This window comes from Aquincola agrisoli (assembly GCF_036621135.1).
Taxonomy (GTDB): Bacteria; Pseudomonadota; Gammaproteobacteria; order Burkholderiales; family Burkholderiaceae_C; genus Aquincola; species Aquincola agrisoli.
The window spans coordinates 334,053-351,413 of record NZ_JAZIBG010000020.1 but is presented as its reverse complement, the minus strand read 5'-3'; the positions used below and the strand labels follow the sequence as shown (position 1 = coordinate 351,413).

The window sequence follows — 17,361 nt, the reverse complement described above, 5'->3', positions numbered from 1 at the left end:
ACACGCGATGCAGCGATAACCGCCCATCAATGTTGGGGCAACAAGGAGATCCATCATGGCTGTAGACATGTTCATCAAGATCGGTGACATCGAAGGTGAATCCGAGGACAAGGTCCACAAGGGCAAGATCGACGTCCTGGCCTGGAGCTGGGGCATGAGCAACAGCGGCACGACGCACATGGGCGGCGGCGGCGGCTCGGGCAAGGTCAACGTGCAGGACCTGTCCTTCACCAAGTACATCGACGCCTCGTCCAACGCGCTGCTGAAGGCCTGCTGCGAAGGCAAGCACTACCCCGAGGCGACGCTGATCGTGCGCAAGGCCGGCGGCACGCCGGTCGAGTACGTGGTGCTCAAGCTCGAGGAAGTGCTGGTGACCTCGGTGTCGACCGGCGGCTCGGGCGGCGAGGACCGCCTGACCGAGAACGTCACGCTGAACTTCGCCAAGTTCATGTACAAGTTCCAGCCGCAGGACGAAAAGGGCGCCAAGAAGGGCGGCACCAAGGACTACGGCTTCGACATCGCCGGCAACGCCGAGGGCTGATCGCCCGCACTGCGTAGCCCCTGCGGCCGCACGCAGGCCCCATCGGAAGGCGCGCGGTGCGTGCCTTCCGTCCTTTCCATCCCTGTCGTTCACGAGCGCATGCCATGTCCAAAGGCGATATGCATCTGCGCATCGAGGGAAAGAGCACCGGTGCGATCCGGGGCGAATCCAACGTTGCGTCCCACATCGGCGAGATCGAGGTACGGGAATGGTCGTGGGGCATGAGTGCCGCCTCCGGCCTGGGGGGCATCGGCGCGGCCTCGCGCGCGGCCCTCTCCGAGATCCGCATCACCAAGGGCGTGGACAGCGCATCGACCGCGCTGATGTCGGTGATGCGCAACAACGAGCAGATCAAGAAGGCCGTGCTGTCGGTCCGCAAGAGCGGCGGCAGCCCGGCCATCGACTACCTGGTGATCACCATCGAGCGTGGCCGCATCACGGCCTTCGACATCGGCACCGCCTCGCCCGACAGCCCCGAGCTGGTCGAGCGGCTGTCCATCGCGTTCGAGAAGATCGACATCGCCTACAGCTCACAGGACGACAAGGGCGGCAAGAAGGCCGCGTCGTCCTTCACCGCGGAGATCGCCGGATGAGTACCCTGCCGGAAGACGCCCTGCGCGAAGGTGACCCGCAGCGCGCGCTGAAGCTGCTGCAGGACCAGGTCCGCGCCCGGCCGGCCGATCCGAAGCTGCGCGTGTTCCTGTTCCAGCTGCTGTGCGTGCTGGGCCTGTGGGACCGCGCGCTGAACCAGCTGAACGTGGCCGGCGAGCTCGACCCCTCCACGCTGCCGATGGTGCAGACCTACCGCGAGACCATTCCCTGCGAACGCCTGCGCGAGGCGGTCTTCGCGGGGCGGAAGGTGCCGCTGCTGTTCGGCGAGCCCGAGGCCTGGGTCGCGCTGCTGGTCGAGGCGCTGATCCGCGAGGGCCGCGGCGAGGCCGACGACGCCCAGCGCCTGCGCGACCAGGCCTTCGAGCAGGCGCCCGCCTGCCCCGGGCAGGCCGACGGCCAGGCCTTCGAATGGCTGGCCGATGCCGACATGCGGCTGGGTCCGGTGTTCGAGGCCATCATCAACGGCCGCTACTACTGGGTGCCGATGACGCGCCTGGCCGAGGTGCGGTTCGAGGCCCCCGCCGACCTGCGCGACCGCGTCTGGACGCCGGCGCAGTTCCTCTTCGCCAACGGCGGCGAGACCGTGGCCTTCGTGCCGACGCGCTACGCCGGCACCGACCTGTCGGACGGCCTGCTGGCGCTCGCGCGCCGCACCGACTGGCAGGAGCCGCGTCCCGGCGTCTACGTCGGCGCCGGCCAGCGCATGTTCGCCACCGATGCCGGCGACCTGCCGCTGATGGACACCCGCGCCATCACCTTCGCGTCCGCCGCATAGCCGCGGCAGCGCGGCGGAAGTCCGGCCCATGAACCTGCAGAAAGTCACCGATCGGCTGCAGCCCGCGCTGCTCGACCGGCTGCGCGACGACGACCCTGGCCACACCACCGAGGCCGCCGACCAGCGCGTGGTCTCGCGCCACCAGCTGCGCCATGCGGTGCTGCGCGACCTGAGCTGGCTCTTCAACAGCGCGCGGCTGTCGGATTCGCAGCCGCTCGACGCCTGGCCGCATGCCAAGCGCTCGGTGCTCGACTACGGGCTGCCGGCGCTGTCGGGGCTGTGCGCGTCGTCGGTGGATGCGGTTTCGCTCGAGGCGCAGGTGCGCCAGGCGATCATCGACCACGAGCCGCGCATCCTCGCCGCCACGCTGCGCGTGGAGGCCCTGGTCTCCGACGAGCAGCTCGACCACCACAACCAGATCAGCTTCCGCATCAGCGGGCAGCTCTGGGCCCAGCCGGTGCCGCTGGAGCTGCTGCTGCACACCGACATCGACCTGGAGACCGGCCGGGTCGACATCAAGGAACTCACCCGGTAGGGCGGCCGATGGACCCGAGGCTGCTGCGCTACTACAACCAGGAACTCCAGCATCTGCGCGAGATGGGGGCCGAGTTCGCGCAGCAGTTCCCGAAGATCGCGGGGCGGCTGCGGATGGAGGGCGTGGAGGTCGCGGACCCCTACGTCGAGCAGCTGCTCGAGGGCTTCGCCTTCCTCACCGCGCGCATCCAGCTCAAGCTCGACGCCGAGTTCCCCCGCTTCACGCAGCGGCTGCTGGAGATCGTCTACCCGAACTTCCTCGCGCCGACACCCGCGATGCTGGTGGCGCAGCTGCAGCCCGACCTGGCCGATGCCGGCCTCGCCGCCGGCGCCACGCTGCCGCGCGGCAGCATGCTGCGCAGCGCCACCGGCCGCGCCGGCCAGACGGCCTGCCGCTTCCGCACCGGCCACGACGTGACGCTGTGGCCGCTGGAGATCACCGAGGCGGCGTACTTCACCCATGCCACGCAGCTGCCGCTGGCCTCGCTGCCCGAATGGCGCGCCTACGGCGGCGGCGTGCGCCTGAAGCTGCGCGCCACGGCGGGGCTGGACTTCTCGCAGATCGCGATGGATGACCTGCGGGTGCACTGCGCCGGCATCGACGACATCGCCTACCGGCTGCACGAATCGGTCTGCGGCCACCTGCTCGGCGCGCTGGTGATGCCCGCGGGCGCGCAGGCGGGCCGGGCGAACGGGCGCGAACGCTTCCGCACGCTGGACCCGGACGACGTGCGCACCGTCGGCTTCGAACCGGAGCACGCGCTGCTGCCCTCGGCGCTGCCCGGCTTCGACGGCTACCGGCTGATGCAGGAGTACTTCGCGTTCCCGCAGCGCTTCCTGTTCTTCGACCTGTGCGGCCTCGGGGCGGCGCTGCGCGAGCTCGGCGGGCAGGAGGCAGAGATCGTGCTGCTGTTCGCCCGCGGCGACACCGCGCTGCAGCAGTCGGTCGACGCGGGCTGCTTCGCGCTGCACTGCGTGCCCGCGATCAACCTCTTCGAGCAGCGCTGCGACCGCATCCACGTGGGTCCGCAGACCAGCGACTTCCACGTCGTGGTCGACCGCGCGCGGCCGATGGACTACGAGGTGCACGACATCCTCGACGTCACCGGCTACGGCGTGGGCGCGCACAGCGAGCGGCGCTTCATGCCGCTGTACGCCGCCTTCCACACGGCCGACCGCGAGCACGACGCCTACTACGCGATGCAGCGCGAGCCGAGGCTGCTGTCCACCACGCAGAAGCGCGACGGGCCGCGCTCGTCCTACATCGGCAGCGAGGTGTTCATCAGCGTGGTCGATGCACGCGAGGCGCCCTACGGCGGCAGCCTGCAGCAGCTCGGCGTGAAGGCGCTGTGCAGCAACCGCGACCTGCCGCTGCTGCTGCCCGTCGGGGCCGAGCTGACGTTGGAGACCACCGCGCCGGTCAAGGGCGTGCGTGTGCTCAAGGGGCCCTCGCGGCCGCTGTCGGCGCTGCGCGAAGGCAACGTGGCCTGGCGCTTCATCAACCAGCTCTCGCTCAACCACCTGTCTCTGCTCGACACCGACGCCGAGCAGGGCGCCGCGGCGCTGCGCGAGATGCTGCGGCTCTACGTGCACGAGGCCGACGCCGCGCAGCACAAGCAGGTGGAGGGGCTGCGGTCGGTGCGCACCGAGCCGGTGGTGCGCCGCCTGCCGCTGCCCGGGCCGATCGCCTTCGGCCGCGGCGTGCGCATCGAGCTGGAGGTGGACGAGCTCGCGTTCCAGGGCAGCAGCGCCTTCCTGCTCGGCTGCGTGCTGGAGCGCTTCCTGGCGCGGCACGTGTCGATGAACGGCTTCACCGAGACCCATGTGCGTTCGGCGACGCGCGGGGTCATCCTGGCGGGCCGGCCGACCTGCGGCACCCGGCCTGTCCTATGAGCGCGCCGGGCCGCTCCCAAGGGCTCATACCGGAGCACGCAGTGCGGAGGGTCGTCCAGTGCGCGCCGGGCCGCTCCCAAGCGCTCATCCCGGAACTCACAGTGCGGAGGGTCCAGTGAGCACGGCCGACACGCTCCTGGCAGCGCTGGCGGCCGAGCCGTGGCGCTACGACTTCTTCCATGCGCTGCGCCTGATCGAGGCCGCGCACCCGGCCCAGCCGCGCCTGGGCACCGCCCGTCGCCCGCAGGACGAGCCTGTGCGGCTGGGCCAGTCGCCCGACCTCTCGTTCGCGCCGGCCACGCTGCACGCCGTGCTGCCGCGCAGCGCCCACCGCCCGCCGCGCATCGATGTGCGCTTCCTCGGGCTGTTCGGGCCCAACGGCCCGCTGCCGCTGCACCTGACCGAATATGCGCGGGAGCGCGAGCTGCACCACGGCGACGAGACCTTCACGCGCTTCGCCGACCTCTTCCACCACCGGCTGCTGCTGCTGTTCTACCGCGCCTGGGCGCAGGCGCAGCCGGCGGTCAGCCTCGACCGGCCCGGCGACGACCGCTTCGCCGCGCTTGTTGGCTCGCTGATCGGCATCGGCAGCCCCGCGCTGCAGCGCCGCGATGCGGTGCACGATCACGTCAAGCTGCACTTCGCCGGCGTGTTCACCCGCCAGTCGCGCAGCGCCGAAGGGCTGGCCGCGCTGCTGGGCGGCATGCTCGGCCGCACGGTGCAGGTCGAGCAGTTCGCCGGCGCATGGCTGCCGCTGCAGGCCGGCGAGCGCACCCGCATCGGCCGCCTGCGGGGCGGACGCCGCAACCTCGGCGCCCGGCTGGGCGCCGGCGCGGTGCTGGGCGCCACCGTGTGGGACCGGCAGCACCACTTCGTGCTGCACATCGGCCCGCTCGACCACACGGCCTTCGCCGCGCTGCTGCCCGGCGGACAGGTGCTGCCGGCGCTCGTCGCGCTGGTGAAGCAGTACGTCGGCGAGGAATTCGGCTGGTCGATGCGCCTGGCGCTGCAGGCGCAGGACATCCGCCCTGCCCGCCTGGGCCGCCACGGCCGCCTGGGCTGGGACTGCTGGCTGCGGCAACCCGGCCGCGGCGGCCTCGCGCACATGCGCCTGCCGCCCGCCGAGGCGCTGCGCTCGCTGCACCGCCGACAGATGACAGAGAACCACCGATCCGCGTCCCCCACCGAATCCACAGAGGTCTGACCATGGCAGAAATCAGCCGCGTTGCCGTCTTCGGCAAGCTCAACGCCCTCGCCTACAAGGCGGTCGAGGGTGCGACCGTGTTCTGCAAGCTGCGCGGCAACCCGACCGTCGAGCTGGAGCACTGGGTCTCGCAGATCGTGCAGAGCGCCGATTCCGACTGGCACCGCATCATCAAGCACTACGGGCTCGACGCCTCGGTGCTGGCCAAGGACATCACCACCTCGCTCGACCGCCTGCCGCGCGGCGCGACGTCGATCTCCAACATCTCCGACAACATCGACACCGCGGTGGAGCGCGGCTGGGTCTACGGCTCGCTGATGTTCGGCGACAGCACGGTGCGCACCGGCTACCTGCTGCTGGGCATGCTGAAGACGAACCTGCTGCGCAACGCCCTCTTCGCCATCTCGCGCCAGTTCGAGAAGATCAAGCCCGACGACCTGGCCGACAACCTGGCCAAGCTCATCGAAGGCTCGCCGGAAGACGGCCAGGGCGCCACCGACGGCTCCGGCGGCGGTGCGGGCCCGGGCGAAGCCAGCGGCGCCATCGCGCCGGCCGCGATGGGCAAGCAGGAAGCGCTGAAGAAGTTCACCACCGACCTGACCGAGCAGGCCCGCAGCGGCAAGATGGACCCGATCGTCGGCCGCGACGACGAGATCCGCCAGGTGGTCGACATCCTGATGCGCCGCCGGCAGAACAACCCCATCCTGGTCGGCGAGGCCGGCGTGGGCAAGACGGCGGTGGTGGAGGGCTTCGCGCAGCGCATCGCGCGCGGCGACGTGCCGCCCGCGCTGAAGGACGTGAAGCTGCTGACGCTCGACGTCGGCCTGCTGCAGGCCGGCGCCAGCATGAAGGGCGAGTTCGAGCAGCGCCTGCGCTCGGTGATCGAGGAGGTGCAGGCCAGCCCGCAGCCCATCATCCTGTTCGTCGACGAGACCCACACGCTGGTGGGCGCCGGCGGCCAGGCCGGCACCGGCGACGCAGCCAACCTGCTGAAGCCCGCGCTGGCGCGCGGCACGCTGCGCACCGTGGGCGCCACCACCTGGGCCGAGTACAAGAAGTACATCGAGAAGGACCCGGCGCTGACCCGCCGCTTCCAGAACGTGCAGGTCGACGAGCCCGACGAGAAGAAGGCCATCCTGATGATGCGCGGCGTGGCCAGCACGATGGAGAAGCACCACAAGGTGCAGATCCTCGACGAGGCGCTCGAAGCCGCGGTGAAGCTGAGCCACCGCTACATCCCGGCGCGCCAGCTGCCCGACAAGAGCGTGAGCCTGCTCGACACCGCTTGCGCGCGCGTGGCCGTGAGCCTGCACGCCACGCCGGCCGAGGTGGACGACTGCCGCAAGCGCATCGAGTCGCTCGAGACCGAGCTGCAGATCATCGGCCGTGAGAAGGCCATCGGCATCGACGTGCATGAGCGCGAAGAGGAAGCCGGCGCCGCGCTGGCCGACGAACAGGCCCGGCTGTCGACGCTGGAGGAGCGCTGGGGCGCCGAGAAGAAGCTGGTCGACGAGCTGCTCTCGCTGCGCGCCAAGCTGCGCGGCGGCCCGGGCGGCACGCTGCCGGTGGAAGGCACGGGCAGCGCGCTGGAAGCGCAGGCCGCCGCCGATGCGGCGGCCACGGCCCTGTCCGATACCGACCGCGCCGCGACGCTGGAGCGCCTGCAGGCCGTGCAGGCCGAGCTGACCACGCTGCAGGGCGAAAGCCCGCTGATCCTGCCGACCGTCGACTACCAGGCCGTGGCCGCGGTGGTGGGCGACTGGACGGGCATCCCCGTGGGCCGCATGCAGCGCAACGAGATCGAGACGGTGCTGAAGCTGCCCGAGCTGCTCGGCAAGCGCGTGATCGGCCAGGACCACGCGATGGAGATGATCGCCAAGCGCATCCAGACCTCGCGCGCGGGCCTGGACAACCCCACCAAGCCGATCGGCGTGTTCATGCTGGCCGGCACCTCGGGCGTGGGCAAGACCGAGACCGCCATCGCGCTGGCCGAGGCGCTGTACGGCGGTGAGCAGAACCTCATCGTCATCAACATGAGCGAGTACCAGGAGGCGCACACCGTCTCGTCGCTCAAGGGCGCGCCCCCGGGCTACGTGGGCTACGGCGAAGGCGGCGTGCTGACCGAGGCCGTGCGCCGCAAGCCCTACAGCGTGGTGCTGCTCGACGAGGTGGAGAAGGCCCACCCCGACGTGCACGAGCTCTTCTTCCAGGTGTTCGACAAGGGCTTCATGGAAGACGGCGAAGGCCGCTCGATCGACTTCAAGAACACGCTGATCCTGCTGACGACGAACGCCGGCACCGACCTGATCGCCAGCATGTGCAAGGACCCGGAGCTGCTGCCCGACCCCGAGGGCATGGCCAAGGCGCTGCGCGAGCCGCTGCTGAAGATCTTCCCGCCCGCGCTGCTGGGCCGGCTGGTGGCGATCCCGTACTACCCGCTGTCCGACGAGATGCTGGGCAGCATCGTGCGGCTGCAGCTCGGCCGCATCAAGAAGCGCGTCGAGGCCCGCTACAAGATCCCGTTCGAGTATGGCGACGACGTGGTGAAGCTGGTGGTCAGCCGCTGCACCGAGAGCGAATCGGGCGGCCGCATGATCGACGCGATCCTCACCAACACGATGCTGCCGGACATCAGCCGCGAGTTCCTCACGCGGATGATGGAAGGCAAGCCGATCGAAGGCGTGACGGTCGGGGTGGCCGACGGCCAGTTCAGCTACCGGTTCGCCTGAGTTTCCCGAACGAGGCCGGCGGTTCCCGCTGCGGGGCGCGCGCGCCACCACCGACAAACCACTGCTGAGGTAGGTAGTAGATGGGCATTTTCACCAGCAAGAAGGTCACCTGGCGCCGCGGCATCCAGACGCACGCCGACAGCCGGGCGCAGTTCGACCAGCTCGAGCGCACGCTGGGCCGCGAGGCGGCGAAGGAATTCCTGGAGACCGTCTACGACAAGTGGACGCAGAACTTCAAGATCGACCAGCTGAAGGAAAGCGACGCCGCGCTCTTCATGAAGACGGAGCGGGAGAACTACACCGCGCGCAAGCTGTACGTGGACTCGCTCGTGCCGCAGAGCGCCAACGGCGCGCTGGGCACGCTCCTGAACGCCAACCTGCGCCCGACGGCCGACTACTACAAGAACCCGCTGCGTGGCGGGCTGGCGGGCCGCGAACTGGCCATCGACCAGGCCGCCAACTGGATCTGCGGCGGCTACACCGCAGGCATCCCGGCGATGCGCGAACTGCTGACCAAGAACATCCCCGCCACCGCCGGCCACGCCGGGCCGATGGGCATGGCGCTGGGGCGCACCTCGCAGCCGCTGCGCAAGCTCTACAAGCGCATCATGCCCAACGCCGCGCCCTACCGGATCAACCTGATGGGCGGCGCCAAGTACCCCTCCACCGTCGGCGGCAGCCTGCTGCTGGACTACATCCTGGACCTCACCTCCGGCTGCGCCGACACCAGCTGGCCGGCCTTCGGCAACGCCAAGTGGGAGAGCATCGCGATGTTCTACCTCACCAGCATCGTGCATGTGCAGGGCTTCACCGACGGCAACAAGCGCACCGGCCACCTGGCCTACGCCATCGTGCTGATCAAGGGCACGCACCAGTTCAAGGCCCCGACGAGCGCGAAGGAGAATGAACTCTTCCGCATGAACGGCTGAAGCCGATGACCACCGCCCTTCCCACCGGCAGCCCGCCTGCGCAGGCCGAAGTCACCTACGACGAGGCGCTGCGCATGGCCGTCAGCCTGCACCGCGACGGCCGCTGGGACGGCGCCGAGAAGCTCTACCGGCGCCTGCTCGAGCTGAAGCCGGACGACGCCAACACGCTGCACTTCCTCGGCATGCTGCTGCACCAGCGCGGCCAGCGCGACGAGGCGCTGGCGCTGCTGGAGCGCTCGGTCGGGATCGACCCGGCGGTGGCGGCGTGGCACAACAACCTCGGCAACGCGCTGCTGGAGGCCGGCCGCGGGCAGGAGGCGGCGCAGGCCTACGAGCGCTGCCTCGACCTCGATCCCGGCAACCTCGACGTGATGAACAACCTGGGCTGCATGCTGATGCGCCTGCGCCGGTACGCCGAGGCCGAGGTGGCCCTGCAGCGCGTGCTCGCGCACGACCCGGACTACGCCGACGCGCACTTCAACTACGCATCGCTGCTGTCGATGGTCGACCGGCTGCCCGAGGCCTTCGGCCATTTCGCACGCGCCCTCGAACTGCGGCCCGACGAGGGGCGCACGCGCCGGCTGCTGGGCATCGTCTACGCACAGAGCGGGCGGCTGGAGGAAGCCGCGGCCGTCTTCCGCGACTGGCTCGCGCACGAGCCCAGCAGCGTGCAGGCACGGCACCACCTGGCCGCCGTCACCGGCCAGGGCGTGCCGGAGCGGGCGCCGGACGACTACGTGGTCGACGTGTTCGACAACTTCGCCGGCAGCTTCGACGAACGCCTGAACGCGCTGGAGTACCAGGCGCCGCGGCTCGTCGGCGAGGCGCTGCTGCGCGAGCTGGGCGCGGGCGGCGGGCAACTGGACGTGCTCGACGCCGGCTGCGGCACCGGCCTGTGCGCACCGTGGCTCACGCCGCACGCCCGCCGGCTGACCGGTGTCGACCTCTCGCCCGGCATGCTGCAGCAGGCCCGGTCCCGCGGCGGCTACGACCAGCTGGAGGCTGCCGAGCTGACGGCCTGGCTGCAGGCACACCCCGAGGCGTTCGATGTGATCGTGTCGGCCGACACGCTGTGCTACTTCGGCCGGCTCGACGAGGTGCTCGCCGCCGCCGCGCGCAGCCTGCGGCCGGGCGGGCTGCTGGCCTTCACGGTGGAGGCGCTGCCCGACGACGGCGCCGCGCCGGCGGCCGGCTTCCAGCTGGAGCCGCACGGCCGCTACAGCCATGCCGCGGCCTACGTGCGCGGCGTGCTGGCCTCGGAAGGCTTGGCGGAGCCGCGCATCGACGCGGTCGTGCTGCGCAAGGAGGCCGGCAAGCAGGTCACCGGCTGGCTGGTGACCGCACGCACTGCCGCATGACCCTGCCACCCCCGATGGACCTGCCGCCCCCCGCCTCCCGGAGCCACGATGCCTGACGCCAGCGCCGCACCCCTCATGAGCCTTGGCACCCGCCTGGGCGACGGGGCCCTGCGTTTCCGCAGCCTGTCGGCCACCGAGGAGATGGGCCGACTGTACGAGTTCCACGTCCACGCCCTCAGCGAGGACCCGGACGTCGACGTCGCCTCGCTGCTGGGCACGCCGGCCCACGTGGCGATCGAGCTGGCCGAGGGCACCCGGCACTTCCACGGCCTCGTCACGACGGCCGGCATCGACGGCATGGCCGGCAAGCTGCTGTCGGTGCGCATGGTGCTGCGGCCCTGGCTGTGGCTGCTGACGCGGCGCGCCGACACGCGCATCTTCCAGCAGCAGGATGCGCAGCAGATCCTCAACACGGTGTTCGAGCCTTACGCGCACAACGTGGCGTTCGAGCTCTCCGGCAGCCTGCCGACCTACGACTACTGCGTCCAGTACCGCGAGACCGACTTCAACTTCGTCAGCCGGCTGATGGAGCAGGAAGGCCTCTACTACTACTTCCGGCACACCGAGGGCGGGCACACGCTGGTGGTGGTCGACAAGATGAGCGCGCACACCGCCTACGCGGGCCACGAGACGGTGAAGTTCCGCGAGTCGCTCGACGGCATGCTCGACCTCGAGGCGATCACCCAGTGGCGCACCAGCCTCGAGGTGCAGCCGGGCAAGGTCACGCTCAACGACTACAACTTCACCACGCCCGAGACCTCGCTGCTGGCGTCCACCGATTCCGCGCGCAGCGGCGCCGTGGCCGCCTACGAACACTACGACCCGCCGGGCGACTACCAGACGGCCGGCGACGGCAGCCGCTACGCGGCGCTGCGCATGGAGGAGCTGGATGCGCGCCACCTGCGCGTGACGGGCTCGGGCAACGTGCGCGGCCTGGCGGTGGGGCATCGCTTCACGCTGGCCGAGCACCCCCGCGCGGCCGAGAACGCGGCCCACGTGCTGCTGGCCACGCGCATCGACGCCGCCTACACCGACCAGGAGTCGGGCCAGGGCACGAGCCACTTCCACTGCAGCTTCACCGCGACCGCGGCGAGCGAGGTGTTCCGGCCGCAGCGCACCACGCCCAAGCCCACGGTGCCGGGGCCGCAGACGGCGGTGGTGGTGGGCCCCTCGGGCGACGAGATCCACACCGACGAGTACGGCCGGGTGAAGGTGCAGTTCCACTGGGACCGCCAGGGCCAGAAGGACGAAAACAGTTCGTGCTGGGTGCGTGTGTCGCAGCCGCTGGCCGGCAAGGGCTTCGGGATGATCGCGCTGCCCCGCATCGGCCAGGAGGTGCTGGTCGATTTCGTCGAGGGCGACCCCGACCGGCCCGTGGTCACCGGCCGCGTCTACAACGACGTGCAGAAGGTGCCTTACGCGCTGCCCGCCAACAAGACCGTGGCGACGCTGCGCACCATGTCGACGCCCGGCGCGGCCGTCGCCAACTTCAACGAGCTGCGCTTCGAGGACAAGGCGGGCAGCGAGTACATCTGGTTCCAGGCCGAGAAGGACTTCTACCAGTACGTCAAGAACGACAAGCGCATCCTCGTCGACAACGACGAGTACCGCATCGTCAAGAACAACCAGAACGAGGAGATCAAGCAGGACGTGCAGCGCACGATCGGCAAGGACCTGAAGGAGAGCGTGGCCGGCAACCAGAGCCTCAAGGTCACCGGCCACAGCGCGAACCAGGTCGACGGCGCGTACGGGTTGAAGGTCACCGGCGACCTGGTGCTGAAGTCGGCGGCCGCCGTCTCGGCGCAGTCGGGGGCCGACATGGTGCAAAAGGTCGGCGCCAACCTGGGCGTGGAGGCCGCGGCCAACGTGCACATCAAGGGCGGCGCCAACGTGGTGATCGAGGCGGGCGCGATGCTCACGCTCAAGTGCGGCGGCGGCTCGGTGGTGATCGGGCCGGCCAACGTCGCGATCACCGGCGCGATGGTGCTGATCAACTCGGGCGGCGGCGGCGGCTCCGGCGGCGGCGCGAGCCCGAAGACACCGGAAGCCACGCAGGATCCGCAGGCCCCCGAGGTGCCGACGGACCCGCTCGCGTGACGGACCGCGGCGAGGGCTGACGGGTGGCGCAGTACCGGCTCGCAGGCCCCACCTGCAGCGAGCAGCAGACGCTGCAGCCCGACGACGGCACGCTGCAGCGGGCGCCCGGCTGCCGGCCCGGCAGCGTCGCCGGCGCGCAGGACGGCCTGGCGAGCGACCACGACCCGCTCACGCTGTGGCGCCGCGCGCGCTGCGTGCAGGAGGCCTACCTGATCGGCCTGCGCGAGGCGCCCGAGGCCATCGCGCGCGAGACCGGCTGCCAGCTCAAGGCCCTGCTGGAAGGTCTGCTGCCGGGCCTGCTGATGATGATGGGCGTGGTCGGCGCGACGGCCGCGCTCGGCGGCGTGGTGGGCGCCGCCATCGGCGCGCTGGCCGGCGGCGTGGGGGCCGTGCCCGGCGCGGCGGCCGGCGCCGCGGTGGGCACCGACGTGGGCATGGCGCTGCTGGCCTGGCTCGGGCTCGGCTTCCTGGCGGCGGCGATCGGCCGCGGGCTGGGCGAAGTGAGCGGCATGGTGCTGCAGGCCGTGGGCATGGCCTGGGACGCGCACGGCACGCCGCGGCGCACGCCCCAGGTGGAAGCGGCGGGCCGGCTCTTCGCCGACGCGGCGGCACGGCTCATCCTGCTGATCCTGATGGCCATCGTCGCGCGGCTGACGATGGCCCAGGCGGTGTCGGCCACCGGGCGTGCCTCGTCGTCGGCGGGCGAGCTGGTCGCCGCGCTGCGGCAGAGCCGCCTCGGCGCGGGCTTCGCCGACTGGGTCGCGGCCAACGCCGAGGCGCTGATGCGCAACCCCCGGCTGCGCGAGCACCGCGCGGTGGGGGGCACGTCGGCGCGCAGCGGCGAGTCGGTCACGCCGTCGCAGCTGCGCGAGCCGGCGCCCCCGCCGCCCGCCGCCCCGCCGCCGCCGGCAGCGGCCCCCGCGGCCAAGCCGAAGAAGCTGCGCGAGCAGTACATGGGCCGCACGCCGGGCAGGGGCTCGCGCACCGGCCGCGAGGTGCAGGAGCGCATGCGCACCGAGGGCACGCTGCGCGAGGACGACTTCGGCGACACCGAGTTCCTGGCCAGCAACGGCAACTGGTACCCGCTGTCCAAGGCCGACATGTCGCACGCGCCGGGGCGCGACGCGGTCACCTGGTGGAACGACACGGGTCGCCAGTTTGGCGCCAGGTCGCCGCAGGTGCGCGAGTTCATGCTGAACCCCGACAACTACACTTTGGACCACTTCAGCATCAACCGTTCCGCCGGCGCGGTACTGGGCCAGACCCACACCTACCTGCCGCCCGTTCCTTGAAGGGCCCTCGATGGCTGCCAAACCCCTCCCCCCCGAGATCGCCGAGGCCTTCCAGGCCCACACGCTGCGTGCACGCACCGCATGGAAGGCCGGCGACATCGCCGCCGCCGAGGCCGACTACCTGGCCGCCTGGGCACTGCTGCCCGAGCCGAAGCTCGCGTACGACCGCGCGCAGTCGATGACCGGCGGCCTCGTCAAGTTCTTCCGCGACACGCACCAGCCCGCCAAGGCCCGCCCGTGGCTGGAGCGCATGCGCGAGGCCTACGGCCCGGCCGACGGCACCGGCCATGTCGAGTTCATGGCGGCAACGGTCGACCACGAGGCGGGCGACCTCGACGCCGCCTACCGCGGCTTCCACGCGCAGTACCAGCGCTTCAAGAAGCGCCCCTTCGAGGGCGAGGACCCGAAGTACCTCGCCTTCTATCTCAAGCGCGCATCGGGGGGCTGAATGGAGCTGCCCGAGGCGATCCACGCGCAGGTCGAGCGCCTGTCGGAGGAAGGCAGCCAGCGCTTCGACGATGGCCGCTATGCCGCCGCGATCGACCGCTGGAACGCGGCGCTCGCGCTGCTGCCGCCGCCGGCGGCCGACTGGGAGGCCTGGACCTGGCTGCAGACCTCGATCGGCGATGCGTACTACCAGTTGGGCAATTTCGGCGCGGCGCGGGCGGCCTTGTTCGACGCGCTCAACGGACCGGGTGCGGCCGACAACCCCTTCGTGCACTACCGGCTGGGCCAGAGCAGCACCCGGCTCGGCCGCGACGACGAAGGCCGCGAGCACCTGCTGAAGGCCTACATGCTCGACGGCGAGGACATCTTCCAGGCCGAACCCGACGGCGCGCGCTACCTCGACCTGCTGCGCCGCGCCGGGCTGGCGGGTTGATGCCGATGCAGGCCGCCGACACCGACGACTTCGCCGCCCTCGTCGAGGCCAACTGGCCGGCCGTGGCCGGGCGCCTGGGCGAGCGGCGCGCGGCCTTCCTCGACACCGCCGTGCAGCAGGCCGCGCGCCACGGCCTGGTGGCGCCGCTCGAGGCAGCGCGCTACCTCAACCTGTGCTTCGCCTTCGGGCCGGCCTTCGAGACCCGCCCGCAGCACGAATGGGCGCTGGCGCTGCTCGCCGACGAACGGCTCGCGCCCGCCGTCAAGCTGCACCAGCTGAAGTACCGCGCCGTGCCGGAACTGCAGCGCCAGGGCGGCGACGCCGCGGCGCTGCAGCGCGCCGATGCCGCGCTGGCCGACCGTGCAGACGCCGCCCGGCGCGCCGCCGACCCCGACGCCGAGCCGCTGCCGCGCCAGGCCTGCGACATCGAGGCGATCGACCTGCGGGTGCTCGAGGCCGACTGGCGGCACGAGTACCGGGCGGTCGAGGGCCAGTGGCAGCGGGTGCCGGGCCCGCCGCCGCCCGCGGCGCTGCGCATCGACGGCGCCCACCCCGCGCCCGCGGTGCTCAGCGTGCTCACCCACGCGCCCGGCCGTGGCCCGCAGGCCCGGCTGCAGGTCCGCCAGGCGCTGCACGGCGGCTGCGGCGAGCGCCATCCCGCCGTGCGCTGGCTGGGCGCCGAGGGCCTGGCGCGCTGGCACGGCCACGAGGCCCGCGCCGTGAGCTGGCCCGTCGCGGCGATGGCGCCGCAGCCGCCTGCGACCGGGCTCGGGCTGGCCCTGGCCGAAGAGATCCCGCCGGGTGTCGCCCTGCTCGAGACGCCCACCTGTGCGCTGCGCGACGAAGGCCTGCCGCTGGGCCCGCTGCGCACGCAGGTGTGGACCTACCCGGCCGACCAGTGGCTCTTCGCGCTGCAGCGCGAGGCCGGGCCCGAATGGACCTGGTCCACAGCAGCGGCGCCCGCGGCGGGCGCGACACCCGCCACGCGCTGCCGCATCGAGCGCGACGGCTTCGCGCTCGATGCCAGGGGCTGGATCGAGGGCTTCGACCAGGGCCTGGCGCAGGCCCTGCGCCAGGGGTTCGGCGGGCTCTTCGAGCAGTGGTCGCAACGGGCGCAGAACGCCGGCATGCAGGCCAGGCCTGCGCTGCTCACCGGCCGCGCGGCGCTCGCCTGGGGCTGGCGCGAAGGCGCCGGCGGCCTGGCCGGCGAGGCGCTGATGCGTGTGGCCGGCGAGCTCGACCTCGGCTGCGGGCTGGCCGTGTCGCTCGACGGCGAATTCGATCTCGGCGGCAGCCGCGCGCGCGTGCAGCTCTCGGCCGAGGGCGACGTGCGCCTGCAGCGCAGCGTGCTGCGCGAGCAGGCGAAGCCGGGGCTGCTGGACGCGGTGCTGCCCTGCAGGGCGGCCTTCCGCCTGCCCTTCTCCATGGCCGTCGATCCGATCGCCCACGACGACGGCCTGGTTTGGGCCGAGGCCGGCCCCTGCAGCGGCGCCATCGTCGGCGAGGCGGGGCTGCGGCCGCGGCTGTCGGGCGGCAGCGGCTGGCAGTGGTTCGTGCGGGCCTCGGTGGAGCCGGTGGTGGCGCCGGTGATGCTGGCCGACCCGCTGCTCGGCCAGGTGCGCCGCCACCTCGCGCTGCTGCCCGCGCTGCCCCTGCTCGACTGGAGCCTCGGCTGACGGCCATGGAACGACTGCTGCTCCTTCGCCTGCATTCGGCCGGCTGCGCCGCCGAGGCGCGCATCAACGACATCCCGGTGGCACGCACCCCCGCGGGCGGCGGCACCATGAACGTGCCGGTCCATGAATATTTGCTGGCCGGCACCAACCTGCTCACGCTGTCGATCGAGCCGGTGCCTGCCGGTGCGCCGGCCGCGCCGCGGCTGGCCGCCCAGCCGCTGGCCGCCCGTGCCAGGCTGCTGCTGCCACGCATCGGCCAGGTCGGCAGCGAGCTCAGCGCGCGCACGCTGGCCGAGCTGGAACTGGCGCTGCCGGAGGGCGAGCTGTACACGCCGCCGCTGACGGCCCAGCGCAGCACCGAGCTGCCCATCAGCTTCCCGCGCTGGCGCTGGCTCGACCTGCCGCCGGCGGGCGATCCGGCCGCGGTGCAGCCGCTGGTCGCCGGCTTCGTGCAAGGGCTGGCGGTGGCGCTGGCCCGGGGCGACGCCGATGCCTTCGTGCAGGCCGCGCGGCTGCGCTTCGAGGAGCTGGCGATCGCCTACCAGAAGCCCGCGGCCGAACTGGCGGCGCGCTGGCGTGCGCGCATCCAGATGCTGCATGCCACCAAGGCCTTGCGCATGGTGTTGCCGGCCCTGCCCGACGTGCAGCTGCGCCCCTGCGCGGGCGGGCGGCTGCTGGAGTGCGTCGACGCGGCGGGCCGGCCCATCCTGCGCACCGAAACGGGGCCCGACGGCAGCAGCCATGCCTGGCCGGTGCGCGTCGGCGTCGTCGAAGGCCACTGCCACGTGATGCGCTAGCAGCGCGGCCGCATGCCTGCCGCTATGCTTGCGCGATCCCCCTC

At 71.9% G+C, this 17,361-nt stretch carries 15 protein-coding genes; all 15 read left to right on the top strand.

All coding sequences use genetic code 11. From position 1 onward, the window contains the following. Nucleotides 1-55 precede the first annotated feature (55 nt). Complete coding sequence (locus V4F39_RS09520; RefSeq protein ID WP_332289087.1) at nucleotides 56-541, top strand: Hcp family type VI secretion system effector; 486 nt, start codon at nucleotides 56-58, stop codon at nucleotides 539-541. Between the two features lie 104 nt (nucleotides 542-645). Beyond that, a complete protein-coding gene (locus V4F39_RS09515) occupies nucleotides 646-1,134 on the top strand; it encodes an Hcp family type VI secretion system effector (RefSeq protein WP_332289086.1) in 489 nt (162 codons plus the stop codon). Further along, on the top strand, nucleotides 1,131-1,928 hold the full coding sequence (locus V4F39_RS09510) for a type VI secretion system accessory protein TagJ (RefSeq protein ID WP_332289085.1): 798 nt from the start codon (nucleotides 1,131-1,133) through the stop codon (nucleotides 1,926-1,928). The genes V4F39_RS09515 and V4F39_RS09510 overlap by 4 nt, the downstream gene beginning before the upstream one ends. 28 nt (nucleotides 1,929-1,956) lie before the next feature. After that, the gene (gene tssE, locus V4F39_RS09505; RefSeq protein WP_332289084.1) at nucleotides 1,957-2,463 is read left to right on the top strand and encodes a type VI secretion system baseplate subunit TssE; all 507 of its coding nucleotides are present in this window, start codon (nucleotides 1,957-1,959) and stop codon (nucleotides 2,461-2,463) included. An 8-nt stretch (nucleotides 2,464-2,471) separates the two neighbouring features. Then, on the top strand, nucleotides 2,472-4,355 hold the full coding sequence (gene tssF / locus V4F39_RS09500) for a type VI secretion system baseplate subunit TssF (protein WP_332289082.1): 1,884 nt from the start codon (nucleotides 2,472-2,474) through the stop codon (nucleotides 4,353-4,355). Nucleotides 4,356-4,470: 115 nt separating this feature from the next. Then, nucleotides 4,471-5,559, top strand: coding sequence for a type VI secretion system baseplate subunit TssG (tssG, locus tag V4F39_RS09495; RefSeq protein ID WP_332289080.1), 1,089 nt, complete (start codon nucleotides 4,471-4,473; stop codon nucleotides 5,557-5,559). 2 nt (nucleotides 5,560-5,561) lie between these two features. Next, nucleotides 5,562-8,288 (top strand): type VI secretion system ATPase TssH, encoded by a 2,727-nt coding sequence (gene tssH, locus V4F39_RS09490; RefSeq protein WP_332289079.1) that lies wholly within the window; start codon nucleotides 5,562-5,564, stop codon nucleotides 8,286-8,288. An 80-nt stretch (nucleotides 8,289-8,368) separates the two neighbouring features. Continuing rightward, a complete protein-coding gene (locus tag V4F39_RS09485) occupies nucleotides 8,369-9,217 on the top strand; it encodes a hypothetical protein (RefSeq protein ID WP_332289078.1) in 849 nt (282 codons plus the stop codon). Nucleotides 9,218-9,222: 5 nt separating this feature from the next. Beyond that, nucleotides 9,223-10,575, top strand: a complete 1,353-nt coding sequence (locus V4F39_RS09480; protein WP_332289077.1) for a tetratricopeptide repeat protein — start codon at nucleotides 9,223-9,225, stop codon at nucleotides 10,573-10,575. A gap of 75 nt (nucleotides 10,576-10,650) precedes the next feature. Next, entirely contained in the window at nucleotides 10,651-12,672 is a 2,022-nt protein-coding gene (locus V4F39_RS09475) for a type VI secretion system Vgr family protein (RefSeq protein ID WP_332289076.1), read from the top strand. Between the two features lie 23 nt (nucleotides 12,673-12,695). Beyond that, nucleotides 12,696-13,964, top strand: a complete 1,269-nt coding sequence (locus V4F39_RS09470) for a DUF6861 domain-containing protein (RefSeq protein ID WP_332289074.1) — start codon at nucleotides 12,696-12,698, stop codon at nucleotides 13,962-13,964. A gap of 10 nt (nucleotides 13,965-13,974) precedes the next feature. Beyond that, a complete protein-coding gene (locus V4F39_RS09465; protein WP_332289073.1) occupies nucleotides 13,975-14,412 on the top strand; it encodes a hypothetical protein in 438 nt (145 codons plus the stop codon). Continuing rightward, the gene (locus tag V4F39_RS09460; RefSeq protein WP_332289072.1) at nucleotides 14,413-14,844 is read left to right on the top strand and encodes a tetratricopeptide repeat protein; all 432 of its coding nucleotides are present in this window, start codon (nucleotides 14,413-14,415) and stop codon (nucleotides 14,842-14,844) included. Nucleotides 14,845-14,849: 5 nt separating this feature from the next. Beyond that, on the top strand, nucleotides 14,850-16,520 hold the full coding sequence (locus V4F39_RS09455; protein WP_332289070.1) for a hypothetical protein: 1,671 nt from the start codon (nucleotides 14,850-14,852) through the stop codon (nucleotides 16,518-16,520). Between the two features lie 5 nt (nucleotides 16,521-16,525). Then, entirely contained in the window at nucleotides 16,526-17,317 is a 792-nt protein-coding gene (locus V4F39_RS09450) for a hypothetical protein (RefSeq protein WP_332289069.1), read from the top strand. Nucleotides 17,318-17,361: the final 44 nt, after the last annotated feature.

What these genes read in the sequence shown, in the direction of transcription:
- V4F39_RS09485 (WP_332289078.1), top strand. Translation starts at nt 8,369, where the DNA reads ATGGGCATTTTCACCAGCAAGAAGGTCACCTGGCGCCGCGGCATCCAG.
- V4F39_RS09475 (WP_332289076.1), top strand. Translation starts at nt 10,651, where the DNA reads ATGAGCCTTGGCACCCGCCTGGGCGACGGGGCCCTGCGTTTCCGCAGC.
- V4F39_RS09520 (WP_332289087.1), top strand. Translation starts at nt 56, where the DNA reads ATGGCTGTAGACATGTTCATCAAGATCGGTGACATCGAAGGTGAATCC.
- tssF (WP_332289082.1), top strand. Translation starts at nt 2,472, where the DNA reads ATGGACCCGAGGCTGCTGCGCTACTACAACCAGGAACTCCAGCATCTG.
- V4F39_RS09460 (WP_332289072.1), top strand. Translation starts at nt 14,413, where the DNA reads ATGGAGCTGCCCGAGGCGATCCACGCGCAGGTCGAGCGCCTGTCGGAG.
- V4F39_RS09450 (WP_332289069.1), top strand. Translation starts at nt 16,526, where the DNA reads ATGGAACGACTGCTGCTCCTTCGCCTGCATTCGGCCGGCTGCGCCGCC.
- V4F39_RS09465 (WP_332289073.1), top strand. Translation starts at nt 13,975, where the DNA reads ATGGCTGCCAAACCCCTCCCCCCCGAGATCGCCGAGGCCTTCCAGGCC.
- tssE (WP_332289084.1), top strand. Translation starts at nt 1,957, where the DNA reads ATGAACCTGCAGAAAGTCACCGATCGGCTGCAGCCCGCGCTGCTCGAC.
- V4F39_RS09510 (WP_332289085.1), top strand. Translation starts at nt 1,131, where the DNA reads ATGAGTACCCTGCCGGAAGACGCCCTGCGCGAAGGTGACCCGCAGCGC.
- V4F39_RS09515 (WP_332289086.1), top strand. Translation starts at nt 646, where the DNA reads ATGTCCAAAGGCGATATGCATCTGCGCATCGAGGGAAAGAGCACCGGT.
- V4F39_RS09455 (WP_332289070.1), top strand. Translation starts at nt 14,850, where the DNA reads ATGCAGGCCGCCGACACCGACGACTTCGCCGCCCTCGTCGAGGCCAAC.
- tssH (WP_332289079.1), top strand. Translation starts at nt 5,562, where the DNA reads ATGGCAGAAATCAGCCGCGTTGCCGTCTTCGGCAAGCTCAACGCCCTC.
- V4F39_RS09480 (WP_332289077.1), top strand. Translation starts at nt 9,223, where the DNA reads ATGACCACCGCCCTTCCCACCGGCAGCCCGCCTGCGCAGGCCGAAGTC.